General features: G+C 70.2%; 8 protein-coding genes. 4 read left to right on the top strand and 4 right to left on the bottom strand.

The window, feature by feature from the left end; genetic code table 11:
• Positions 1 to 18 precede the first annotated feature (18 nt).
• The 4 genes from OG223_RS12085 to OG223_RS12070 all read left to right on the top strand — a co-directional run bounded on the left by OG223_RS12085 (position 19) and on the right by OG223_RS12070 (position 4,716).
• Entirely contained in the window at positions 19 to 213 is a 195-nt protein-coding gene (locus OG223_RS12085) for a hypothetical protein (RefSeq protein ID WP_200680139.1), read from the top strand.
• A gap of 259 nt (positions 214 to 472) precedes the next feature.
• Positions 473 to 754 (top strand): Sec-independent protein translocase subunit TatA, encoded by a 282-nt coding sequence (gene tatA / locus OG223_RS12080; RefSeq protein ID WP_200680138.1) that lies wholly within the window; start codon positions 473 to 475, stop codon positions 752 to 754.
• Between the two features lie 48 nt (positions 755 to 802).
• On the top strand, positions 803 to 1,765 hold the full coding sequence (tatC, locus tag OG223_RS12075; RefSeq protein ID WP_329246386.1) for a twin-arginine translocase subunit TatC: 963 nt from the start codon (positions 803 to 805) through the stop codon (positions 1,763 to 1,765).
• Between the two features lie 86 nt (positions 1,766 to 1,851).
• On the top strand, positions 1,852 to 4,716 hold the full coding sequence (locus tag OG223_RS12070) for a DEAD/DEAH box helicase (RefSeq protein WP_329246383.1): 2,865 nt from the start codon (positions 1,852 to 1,854) through the stop codon (positions 4,714 to 4,716).
• Positions 4,717 to 4,794: 78 nt separating this feature from the next.
• On the opposite strand, the gene atzF is transcribed toward OG223_RS12070, so the two are convergent.
• Genes atzF through OG223_RS12050 form a run of 4 tightly spaced genes read right to left on the bottom strand, consistent with a single transcriptional unit; the run spans position 4,795 to position 11,415 of the window.
• A complete protein-coding gene (gene atzF, locus OG223_RS12065) occupies positions 4,795 to 6,447 on the bottom strand; it encodes an allophanate hydrolase (protein WP_329246380.1) in 1,653 nt (550 codons plus the stop codon).
• Positions 6,448 to 6,467: 20 nt separating this feature from the next.
• The gene (locus OG223_RS12060) at positions 6,468 to 9,977 is read right to left on the bottom strand and encodes a 5-oxoprolinase/urea amidolyase family protein (protein ID WP_329246377.1); all 3,510 of its coding nucleotides are present in this window, start codon (positions 9,975 to 9,977) and stop codon (positions 6,468 to 6,470) included.
• Positions 9,974 to 10,594, bottom strand: a complete 621-nt coding sequence (locus OG223_RS12055; RefSeq protein WP_329246374.1) for an urea amidolyase associated protein UAAP2 — start codon at positions 10,592 to 10,594, stop codon at positions 9,974 to 9,976. Before OG223_RS12055 ends, OG223_RS12060 begins: the two co-directional genes overlap by 4 nt.
• Positions 10,591 to 11,415, bottom strand: a complete 825-nt coding sequence (locus tag OG223_RS12050; protein WP_329246372.1) for an urea amidolyase associated protein UAAP1 — start codon at positions 11,413 to 11,415, stop codon at positions 10,591 to 10,593. Before OG223_RS12050 ends, OG223_RS12055 begins: the two co-directional genes overlap by 4 nt.
• Positions 11,416 to 11,580 lie beyond the last annotated feature (165 nt).

Below are 11,580 nucleotides of genomic sequence, written 5' to 3'. Positions count from 1 at the left end.
AGGGTCTAGGCTCGCCCCATGTTCTGGGCGATGGTCGCGGTAGCTGTGGGTTTCCTGGGTCTCGCCGTGCTCGGCGTGCTCGCCGTCCGGGTCTTCCTGGAGGCGCGGCGGCTCGGACTCCAGGTCGCGGACGCCGCGCACCGCATCAACAGAGCGGCCGAGGACCTGGAGCGCGCGGCCGTGGCGACGGCCCGTTCCGTCGACGCACTGTGAGTCACATATGGGCTGGGTGTGAGTTGCGCGCCTCATGCGCTTCGCGTCGCTTTGCCCTGTCACGTTGTCGGTGGAGGCGGGTACTCTGCTGATCGCGGTCCGGATAACGAGGCCCGGAGCGCGGACCGGGAGTACGCACAGGGATTGCCTCGCGTTTACCCCTGAGCGTTACGATCGCTGGCAGCACGAAGGTCGGACAGATGTCCGACCGATCGGACAGCACCCCACCCCAGCCGCCTCGGTGAGAAGGTAAAGACTTATGTTCGGAAGGCTCGGAGCTCCCGAGATCATTCTCATCCTCGTCGTCATCGTGCTCCTGTTCGGCGCGAAGAAGCTTCCGGACATGGCCCGCTCGCTCGGCAAGTCCGCTCGCATCCTGAAGAGCGAAGCCAAGGCGATGAAGGAAGAGGGCAACAGCACCCCCGCCCCGGCCGGCCCGCCGAACACCGACGAGTCCGTGCAGCGCACCATCCAGGCAGCTCCCGGCGACGTGACCAGTGCGCGTCCCGTCACCGAGCCGTCGGACACGACCAAGCGCTGACGCAGGGCCGGGACCCCCTCGGCCTGCCGCACGAGATGAGGACGTGGGTTGCCTAAGTCTGCCCGCACGAAGGAGAAGGACCCCGAGGGGCGGATGCCACTCGCGGACCATCTGCGCGAGCTGCGCAACCGGCTCGCGAAGGCGATGCTCGCCATCATCGTGGTGACCTGCGTGGCCGCCTTCTTCTACAACGACATCGTCAACATCATCACCAAGCCGGTGTTGCACTCGGTCGGTTGCTCCCAGAACTTCGAGGAGCTGTCGAGGGCGTCCAAGACGTCCCAGCCGTGTGCGCAGATCACGATCAACGGTCTGCTGACGCCGTTCACGCTGGCGTTGAAGGTGTCCTTGATGGCCGGTGTCGTCCTGGCCTCCCCGGTCTGGCTGTACCAGCTCTGGGGTTTCGTCGCCCCCGGCCTGCACAAGAACGAGAAGAAGTACGCGCTCGCCTTCGTCGGCACCGGAGTCCCGCTGTTCCTCGGTGGCGCCTACTTCGCCTACCGGGTGCTGCCCACCACGGCACAGGTCCTGATCGGCTTCACGCCCAAGGACGTCAACAACCTGCTGCCGCTCGACGACCTGCTCGACCTGGTCACACGCATGGTGCTGGTCTTCGGCCTCTCGTTCGAGCTGCCCCTGCTGCTGATCATGCTCAACCTCACGGGTGCGCTGACCGGCAAGCGGATGCTGAGCTGGTGGCGCGCCATGATTCTCGGCATCACGGTCTTCGCGGCCGTCGCCACCCCCAGTACCGACCCGCTGACCATGCTGGCCCTGGCCGGGCCGATCTGGGTGCTGTACTTCGGCGCGGTCGTCTTCTCGCTGCTCAACGACCGGCGCAAGCGCCGCCGTGACGCGGCGGGACCGGGCGACGACGAGGCATCGGACCTGGACCTCACCCCCGAGGACATCGGCGACGTCGAGACCGTCTCGGCCGGCCGGGCGGCCCTGCCCGAGCAGGCGAGCGGCACGGGTTCCGACCGGGTCAACGGCTATGACGACGTGACCTGATCACCTTCCCGATCTCCGCCGAGACCGGCCGTTCCCGCAGCGCGGGCGGCCGGTCTCCGTGTGTGGAGGACTCGTGGGAACGGATAATGATCGTCCTGTTGTCAGTGGCGCCCGGTACGCTCGAAAGCACGATGACAGAGGACCTCTCCCCGGCCGAGCGGTACGCGGCAGCCCGCCTGCGGGCAGCCGAGCAGGCCACCGCGCTCGCGGGCTTCCGCGAGATGTACGACTTCGGTCTCGACCCCTTCCAGATCGAGGCCTGCCAGGCGCTCGAAGCGGGGAAGGGCGTGCTGGTCGCGGCGCCCACCGGCTCCGGCAAGACGATCGTCGGCGAGTTCGCCGTCCACCTCGCCCTCCAGCAGGGCAAGAAGTGCTTCTACACGACCCCGATCAAGGCGCTGTCGAACCAGAAGTACGCCGACCTGTGCCGCCGTTACGGCGCGGACAAGGTCGGCCTGCTCACCGGCGACAACAGCGTCAACTCCGAAGCGCCGGTGGTCGTCATGACCACCGAGGTGCTGCGCAACATGCTGTACGCCGGTTCGCAGACCCTCCTCGGCCTCGGCTACGTGGTCATGGACGAGGTGCACTACCTCTCCGACCGCTTCCGCGGCGCCGTATGGGAAGAGGTGATCATCCACCTCCCCGAGTCGGTGACCCTGGTCTCGCTGTCGGCGACGGTGTCGAACGCCGAGGAGTTCGGCGACTGGCTCGACACCGTCCGCGGCGACACCGAGGTGATCGTCTCCGAGCACCGGCCCGTGCCGCTGTTCCAGCACGTGCTCGCCGGGCGGCGGATGTACGACCTGTTCGAGGAGGGCGAGGGCAACAAGAAGGCCGTCAACCCCGACCTCGCGCGCCTGGCCCGCATGGAGGCGCAGCGCCCGTCGTACCAGGACCGCAGACGCGGCCGTGCGATGCGCGAGGCCGACCGGGAGCGGGAGCGCAGATCGCGTTCGCGGGTGTGGACCCCGGGACGCCCCGAGGTCATCGAGCGGCTGGACAACGAAGACCTGCTGCCCGCCATCACCTTCATCTTCAGCCGCGCCGCCTGCGAGGCCGCCGTACAGCAGTGTCTGTACGCCGGGCTGCGGCTCAACGACGACGAGGCGCGGGAGAAGGTGCGCGCGCTCGTCGAGGAGCGCACGGCGTCCATTCCGAACGAGGACCTGCATGTCCTCGGGTACTACGAGTGGCTGGAAGGCCTGGAGCGCGGGATCGCGGCCCATCACGCGGGCATGCTGCCGACGTTCAAGGAGGTCGTGGAGGAGCTGTTCCTGCGCGGGCTCGTCAAGGCCGTGTTCGCCACGGAGACCCTGGCGCTCGGCATCAACATGCCCGCGCGCTCGGTGGTGTTGGAGAAGCTCGTCAAGTGGAACGGCGAGCAGCATGCCGACATCACCCCCGGCGAGTACACCCAGTTGACGGGTCGGGCCGGGCGCCGAGGTATCGACGTCGAGGGCCATGCCGTCGTGCTGTGGCAGCGCGGGATCAGTCCCGAGCACCTCGCGGGACTGGCCGGCACCCGTACGTATCCGCTGCGCTCCAGCTTCAAGCCGTCGTACAACATGGCGGTCAACCTCGTCGACCAGTTCGGGCGGCACCGTTCGCGGGAGCTGCTGGAGACGTCCTTCGCGCAGTTCCAGGCGGACCGGTCGGTCGTCGGGATCTCGAAGCAGGTGCAGCGCAACGAGGAGGGCCTGGAGGGCTACAAGGACTCCATGACCTGCCACTTGGGCGACTTCGACGACTACATGCGGCTGCGCCGTGAGCTCAAGGACCGCGAGACCGAGCTGGCCCGGCAGGGCGTGGCGCTACGGCGTGCCGAGTCCGCCGTCGCGCTGGAGAAGCTCAAGCCGGGGGACATCATCCATGTCCCGACCGGCAAGTACGCCGGTCTGGCACTGGTGTTGGACCCGGGACTGCCTGCCGGGCGGTCCAACGGCCATCGCGGCTTCGAGCAGCACGACGGGCCGCGGCCGCTGGTCCTGACCGTCGAGCGGCAGGTCAAGCGGCTCGCGTCGATGGACTTCCCCGTCCCCGTCGAGGCGTTGGACCGGATGCGGATCCCGAAGACCTTCAACGCCCGTTCCCCGCAGTCCCGTCGGGACCTGGCCTCCGCGCTGCGCACCAAGGCCGGGCACATTCCGCCGGAGCGGGCCCGCAAGCAGCGTTCGCAGGCCGCGGACGACCGCGAGATCGCGCAGTTGCGTACGGCGATCCGGGCGCATCCGTGTCATGGGTGCAACGACCGTGAGGACCATGCGCGTTGGGCCGAGCGGTATCACCGGCTGCAGCGGGACACCACGCAGTTGGAGCGGCGGATCGAGGGGCGGACGAACACGATCGCCCGGACCTTCGACCGGATCGTCGCGCTGCTGACCGAACTCGGTTATCTGCGGGGCAACGAGGTCACCGAGCACGGCAAGCGGCTGGCCCGGCTGTACGGCGAGCTCGATCTGCTGGCCAGTGAGTGTCTGCGGGAGGGTGTCTGGGAGGGGCTTGCTCCTGCCGAACTCGCCGCGTGTGTCTCGGCGTTGGTATTCGAGGCGCGGGTCAGTGACGATGCGACGGTTCCCAAGGTGCCGTCCGGTGCGGCGAAGGCCGCGCTGGGGGAGATGGTGCGGATCTGGGGGCGGCTCGATGCGCTCGAGGAGGACTTCCGGATCACTCAGACCGAGGGGGTCGGGCAGCGGGAGCCTGATCTCGGGTTTGCCTGGGCCGCGTATATGTGGGCCAGTGGGAAGGGGTTGGACGAGGTGCTTCGGGAGGTTGAGATGCCGGCCGGGGACTTTGTTCGGTGGTGTAAGCAGGTGATCGATGTGTTGGGGCAGATTTCTGCTGCGGCGCCGGTTACTGGGGGCGAGGCGTCGTCCACCGTGGCCAAGAATGCGCGGAAGGCTGTTGAGTTGTTGTTGCGGGGGGTTGTGGCCTACTCGTCGGTGGGGTGAGGGTTCGTTGGCGGGTGCGGGTGCGTTGTGGCTGGTCGCGCAGTTCCCCGCGCCCCTAGGGGGTGGGCCCTGCGTTCCTCAAGAGCTCATGTAGTTTCGCCAGCCGCCGTAGCTTGTGATGTCCTCGGCGTTGGACAGCGCACCTGGCTCGCAGAGGAAGCCCGGGACGCTTGTGCCGTCTGTCAACTCCACGCTGCCCAAGGTCATTGGGCGGGGGAGTGCGGTCAGTAGGCGGCCCAAGCCCTCTGCCGGTAGGCGCCATACTTCTGCCTCGATCGATGCCCCTCCCTCGCCCACGCGCACCAAGCCCGGCTTCGGCGGGGTCGTGGCGAGGGTGTGTAGGCGGTAGACCGGGGCCGTTGTGGTCGTGCGGTCCAAGTGAGCTCCCAGGGACAGGAGTTGGGGGTTCAGGGGCTGGCCCGTCAGGTGGGCGCCGACTACGGCGATGTAGGTCTCCGGGTTCAGGTCGCGGGAGATCTGCGCCAGGCGGTCGTCCGTGAATGCCGGGCCGATCAGCATCACGCCGAAGGGGAGTCCGTTCACCTCGCCCGACGGGACTGCCACCGCTGCCAGGTCGAAGAGGTTCGTGGAGTTGGTGAAGCGGCCCAGGCGGGCGTTTGCGCCCAGGGGGTCGGCGGCCACCTCGGCCAGGGTCGGGTGACCCGGGGTCGTCGGGAGCAACAGGGCGTCCGCGTCGGCCAGTTCGGCGAGGGCCCGGGCTCGTAGGGCGTCCAGGCGGTCCTGGTCCGCGTACAACTGGTGGGCCGGGATGTCTCGGGCTCGGGTGATGATGCCCGCGACCGTGGGGTCCAGGTCCTCCGAGCCGGATGCGATCGCCTTGTCGACAAAGGCTCCTACCGCTGTGTAGCGCTCGGCCACGAACGCCCCCTGGTAGAGCATCGCCGCCGCCTCGGTGAAGGGGGTGAGGTCCAGGGTGCGGATCTCGGCGCCCGCGCCCCTGAGCCGCTCCACCGCCGCGTCGTACGCCTCCGCCCAGCCCTCGTCCAGCTCGCCCAGGTCGTCCCGTGCCGCCACCGCGACGCGCCACGGGCCCGGCGCGCGCTGGGGGAGGGGCGGGAGGTCCCGGTCCGGTGGAGAGGCCATGAAGGACAGGGCCTGCTCCGCCTCCGGGAGGGTGCGGGCGAAGACCGTCACGCAGTCGATCGAGGCGCAGGCCGGGACCACGCCCTCCGTGGGGACCAGGCCCTTGGTGGGCTTGAGGCCGACGATGCCGTTGAAGGCGGCGGGCACCCGGCCCGAGCCCGCCGTGTCCGTGCCGAGGGCGAAGTCGACGATGCCCAGGGCCACGGCGACGGCCGAACCGGCGCTGGAGCCGCCGCTGATCCGCGCCGGGTCGTGGGCGTTGCGGACCGCGCCGTAGGGGGAGCGGGTGCCGACCAGGCCCGTGGCGAACTGGTCGAGGTTCGTCGTGCCGAGCACGATCGCGCCGGCCGCGCGGAGACGGGCCACCACCGGGGCGTCGGTCTCCGGTTCGTAGGCGTACGACGGGCAGCCCGCCGTCGTCGGGAGGCCCTGGACGTCTATGTTGCCCTTCGCCGCGAACAGGCGGCCCGCGAGCGGGAGTTGCTCGCCCGCCGACAGTCGTTCGTCCAGGGCCTGTGCCTCTTGCTCGACCTCCGGCTGCGGGCGCAGGTCGATCCAGATCTCGGGGCGGTCCACTGCCTCGATGCGGGCGTAGGCGGCGCGGACTCGGGACACGGTCATCGACATCTTTTGTTGCTCCTTGCGGTTCAGCTTGCGGGGGCGAGGACGAGCAGCGCCGTTCCCGCTTCCACCTGGTCGCCCGGCCTGGCCAGGATCTCGGTCACCACGCCTGCCATCGGGGCGTGCACCCTGGATTCCATTTTCATCGCCTCCAGGGCCAGGAGGGGTTGGCCGGCCGTCACCTCGTCGCCCGGCTCCACGTTCAACTGCCAGACGGACGCCGCGAATTCGGCCTCCACCAGGCGGCCGCCCGCCGGGATCGTCACCTCGGCCTGAGGTGGTGCCGGGGCCGCTGCCGCCTCAGCGCGGGTGAACTCGCCCGCCGCCTCCCAGGCATCGCGTTCCGCGCCGAACGCGGTCTGCTGGCGGGACCTGAACTCTCCGATGGACTCGGCGTGTTCGGCGAGGAACGCCTCGTACTCGGCGAGCGAGAACGTGCCCTCCTCGATGCGCGGGACGAAGCGGCCGGAGATGATGTCGGCCCGGAGTTCCAGGAGTTCGTCCGGCTCCACCGGGTACCACTTGATGCGGTCGAAGAAGCGAAGGAGCCAGGGGGAGCCCTGCTCGAACGCGCCGCGCTGCTGCCAGCCCGACCACACCTGGGTCGTACGGCCCACGAACTGGTAGCCGCCGGGGCCCTCCATGCCGTAGATGCAGAGGTATGCCCCGCCGATGCCGACCGAGTTCTCGGCCGTCCAGGTGCGGGCCGGGTTGTACTTCGTCGTCACCAGGCGGTGTCGGGGGTCGAGTGGTGTGGCCACCGGGGCGCCCAAGTAGACGTCTCCCAGGCCGAGTACGAGGTATTCGGCGTCGAAGACCGTGCCGTAGACGTCCTCGACCGAGTCCAGGCCGTTGACGCGGCGGATGAACTCGATGTTCCAGGGGCACCAGGGGGCGTCGTCGCGAACGCCGGCCATATAGCGGGCGATGGCCTCGCGGGTGGCCGGGTCGTCCCAGGAGAGGGGGAGGTGGACCGTGCGGGAGGGGACGATGAGTTGGTCGGTGGGCGGGAGTGCCGCCGCTATCTCCCGTACGGAGGTGAGGAGTTGGGATTGGGGGAGGCGGGTCGGGTCCGTCTGGATCTGGAGGGAGCGGATGCCGGGGGTGAGGTCCGTGACGCCTTCGAAGTCGGCCTCGGCGACCGCCTCCATCAGGGCGTGGACCCGCATGCGCTGCGCCAAGTCCAGTTGCATGGGGCCGAATTCGACCAGGAGGTTGTCGTCGCCGCTGCGGCGGAAGGTGACGTCTCCGTCCCGGGCAAGGATTCCGCCGTCCACGATGTCGGGGCGGGGCGAGCCGTCGACGTTCACCGGGACGAAGCGGACCGTGTCGCCCGGCCTGAACTGGCCCAGTTTCCAGCGCTCTTGGCTGATGACCGTCGCCGGGCAGACGAAGCCGCCGAGGGACGGGCCGTCCGGGCCGAGCAGGACCGGCATGTCGCCCGTGTAGTCGACGGCGCCGACCGAGTACGGGGTGTCGTGGATGTTGGACGGGTGCAGGCCCGCCTCGCCACCGTCGGTGCGGGCCCAGCGGGGCTTCGGGCCGACCAGCCGGACGCCGGTGCGCGCCGAGTTGAAGTGGACTTTCCAGTCGGCCGCGTAGAAGTCGTGGATGTCGTCCTCGGTGAAGAACTCCGGTGCCGCGTGCGGCCCTTCGACCGCCGCCACCTCCCATACGGCGCCGAGGGCCGGGCGGTCGGCGGGTGGCACCGGCGTGCCCTCGGTGACCGTGCCGCCGTGCAGGACGTCACCGGTGCGCAGCGCCCGGCCGCCGTGGCCGCCGAAGCGGCCCAGGGTGAAGGTGCTCGCGCTGCCCAGGAAGGCGGGTACGGCCAGGCCGCCCGCGAACAACACGTAGGTGCGCAGGCCGTGTTGGGCCGGGGCGCCGATCTCCAGGACCGCGCCCGCGGGCACCGTCACCGGCTCCCATTGCGGGACCGGGGTGCCGTCGACCGTCACCGGTGCCGGGGCGCCCGTCACGCACACGGTGGTGGCGTGGGTGAACCTCAACGTCGGTCCCTGGAGGGTGCATTCGAGGCCGGGCGTGCCCTCCTCGTTGCCGAGCGCGCGGTTGCCGAGGCGGAAGGAGAGGTCGTCCATCGGGCCGCACGGAGGCACGCCGACCTGCCAGTAGCCGGTGCGGCCCGGCCAGTCCTGGACCGTGGTGAGGGTGCCGCCCGCGACGATCTCGATGCGGGAAGTGGGGTCGGTGACGCCGGCGAGGGTCGCCGTGGAGTGGGTGGCCGTACGGAAGTCCGGCTCCGCGAGCGCCGCCCGGACCAGGCCGAGGTTCGTCTCGATGCCGTCCACGCGGGTGCGGGCCAGCGCCTCGTCGAGCCGCTGGAGCGCGTGGGCGCGGTCGGAGCCGTACGCGATGACCTTCGCGAGCATCGGGTCGTACGACGTCGTCACCTCGGTGCCCGTCTCCACCCAGCCGTCGACGCGCACCCCCTGCGGGAACTCGACCCGGGTCAACAGGCCCGCGCTGGGCCGGTGTTCGCGGGACGGGTCCTCGGCGTAGACGCGGGCCTCGACGGCGTGGCCGCGCGGGGTGCCGGGTTCGCTCACGACGTCGGTCTCGCCGCGGGCCAGGCGCAGCATCCAGGCGACCAGGTCGACGCCGTAGATCTCCTCGGTGACCGGATGTTCCACCTGGAGACGGGTGTTGACCTCCAGGAAGTAGGCCTCCTCGCGGGCGGCGTCGTAGACGAACTCGACGGTTCCGGCGGAGCGGTAGCCGACCGAGGCGCACAAGTCGCGTGCGGAGGCGGCCAGTTGGGTGCGGATGGCATCGGGCAGGCCCGGGGCGGGGGCCTCCTCCACCACCTTCTGGTTGCGGCGCTGGAGGGAGCAGTCGCGGTCGCCGAAGGTGACGACCCTGCCCTCGCCGTCGCCGAAGACCTGTACCTCGACATGGCGGGCGTGCTCGACGAGGCGTTCCAGGAAGACACCGGCCGAGGAGAAGGAGGCGGCGGCTACGCGCTGCACCCGCTCCCAGGACTCGGTCAGTTCGTCGGCGGAGCGACATGCCGACATGCCGATACCGCCGCCTCCGCCGGTCGCCTTGAGCATGAGGGGGTAGCCGATGAGCGTGGCCTGGGCGAGTGCCTCGGTCAGGTCTGCCAACAGGCCGGTTCCCGGCGCCAGTTGGACGTTCGCCGCTTCGGCTGCCGCCCGTGCGGTGTGTTTGGCGCCGAACAGTTCCAGTTGGGCGGGCGTCGGGCCGACGAACACGATCCCGGCGTCCTCGCAGCGGCGGGCGAAGGCCGCGTCCTCGGAGAGGAAGCCGTAGCCGGGGTGGATCGCGCCCGCGCCGGTGTCCTTCGCCGCCTTGAGCACCAGGTCGGCGTCCAGGTACGACTCTTTGGCCGGTGCCGGGCCGAGCCGTACCGCCTCGTCGGCGAGCCGTACGTGGGGTGCCGAGCGGTCGGCGTCGGAGTACACGGCGACCGTGCGCAGGCCGAGTTCGCGGGCGGTGCGGATGATGCGGACGGCGATCTCGCCCCGGTTGGCGATCAGCAGCGTGTCGAAGGTCATGCCGCGTCCCCTTGGGCGGCGGCCGCCTCAACGATCGTCATCTCCACGGCCGTCGGCTCGAAGCCGTTGCAAGGGTTGTTGATCTGGGGGCAGTTGGAGACCAGGACCAGGACGTCGCGGTCGGCGCGCAGGGTCAGTTTCAGGCCCGGGGCGGAGAGGCCGTCGACGATGCCGAGGGTGCCGTCCTTCTCGACCGGCACGTTCATGTACCAGTTGATGTTGGAGACCAAGTCCCGTTTGCCCAGGCCGTACTTGGCGCCCTCGGCGAGGAAGTTGTCCACGCACGCGTGCTGCGACCACGTGTGATGGCCGTAGCGCAGGGTGTTGGACTCCTTGGAGCAGGCGCCGCCGACCGTGTCGTGCCGGCCGACCTCGTCGGCGGTGACGGTCATCAGCGGAGTGTGCTCGTTGGACATCAGCACGCTGCCGGTGGTGAGGAAGAGGTTGCCCTGGGCGTGGATGGTGTCGGGGGCGCTGTAGCGGACCGACGTGTCGTGGGCGTCGTAGACGAGGAAGTCGACGGCCTGGTTGCCGTGCAGGTCGGTGATGGTGAGGGTCTCGCCCGTGCGGACGACGGTGGACCAGGCGGCGCGCGCCGGGACGGTCGCGGTCTTCATATGAGCCCCCTCGCGGCAAGGAATTCGGTGGTGTTGAGGAAGGCGCGGCGGCCTTCGGGCGTCGCCTCCCACAGCGGGTCGCCCGGACCGGTGGCCTCGGCGCGCCAGGCCAGCACCTCCAGCGGGGTGCTGACGTAGTCGTCGCGCGGGTCGACCGGGTGGGGCACGTTCGCGATCAGTACGGTCACGTCCTGCTCGGCGCGCAGGGTCACGCTGCCGCCGGGGCCGGTCGAGCCGGTGAAGTCGAGGGAGCCGTCGTCGCGGACCTCGACGCCCTGGAAGAAGGAGAGGGACGGTGGCAGGTCGCGGGGCTCCAGGCCGTTCTTGGCGGCGGCCAGTTTGAACAGCTCGCGGCCGGCGGGGGAGTCGGACTGCGGGGTGCCGTCGCCGTAGCGCTCGGTGTTGCGGGCGAGGGTGGAGGTCCCGCACAGGGCGTCGTGCCGGCCGGAGGTGTCGGCGACCAGGGAGGCGAGGACGCGGCCCTGGTCGGAGAGGAGGAGCTGGCCCTCGCCGAGGTAGGCGTTCCACTGGACCTTGACCGTGTCGGCGACGTTCAGGCGCTCCCAGGGGCGGTCGGCCGCGTACAGGAGCAGATGGGCGCAGGCGTCGCCGCGCAGGTCGGTCAGGCGGAGTTCGGTGCCGCGGGCCAGGACGCGGTGCGTGTAGTTGCCGCCCGCGACCGTCTCGGCCCACACCAGGTGGCCCGCCTCGCAGGGCGGGGCCGGCCAGTCGGCGGCCGGGACGACGGGCATGGACTCGGCCCGTGTGCCCTCCTGGGCGCGGGCATGGGCGCGGGCTCCGTAAGTGGTCGCTGTCGCCATCGCGGGGACCTCCGGCTGCGGGGACGTCTCGGTCGTACGACATTTCTGTCGCTCGACAGAAATTAGGAGGCGGTCGGGTCGACGGAGTTGCCCGGGTGTTGCCGCTCGGTTACCGAGCCCTCACGAAGATCGCCGGTGGTTCGCCGGGCATCCGGTGTGCGGGGC

It is taken from the genome of Streptomyces sp. NBC_01478 (assembly GCF_036227225.1).
Taxonomy (GTDB): Bacteria; Actinomycetota; Actinomycetes; order Streptomycetales; family Streptomycetaceae; genus Streptomyces.
The sequence above is the reverse complement of the archived record's forward strand: the minus strand, read 5'-3'. Positions and strand labels throughout refer to the sequence as shown.

Bases quoted from the DNA above. Each gene is read 5' to 3' on its own strand.
- tatA (WP_200680138.1), top strand. From the start codon at position 473: ATGTTCGGAAGGCTCGGAGCTCCCGAGATCATTCTCATCCTCGTCGTC.
- OG223_RS12050 (WP_329246372.1), bottom strand. From the start codon at position 11,415: ATGGCGACAGCGACCACTTACGGAGCCCGCGCCCATGCCCGCGCCCAG.
- OG223_RS12070 (WP_329246383.1), top strand. From the start codon at position 1,852: ATGATCGTCCTGTTGTCAGTGGCGCCCGGTACGCTCGAAAGCACGATG.
- OG223_RS12060 (WP_329246377.1), bottom strand. From the start codon at position 9,977: ATGACCTTCGACACGCTGCTGATCGCCAACCGGGGCGAGATCGCCGTC.
- OG223_RS12085 (WP_200680139.1), top strand. From the start codon at position 19: ATGTTCTGGGCGATGGTCGCGGTAGCTGTGGGTTTCCTGGGTCTCGCC.
- OG223_RS12055 (WP_329246374.1), bottom strand. From the start codon at position 10,594: ATGAAGACCGCGACCGTCCCGGCGCGCGCCGCCTGGTCCACCGTCGTC.
- atzF (WP_329246380.1), bottom strand. From the start codon at position 6,447: ATGTCGATGACCGTGTCCCGAGTCCGCGCCGCCTACGCCCGCATCGAG.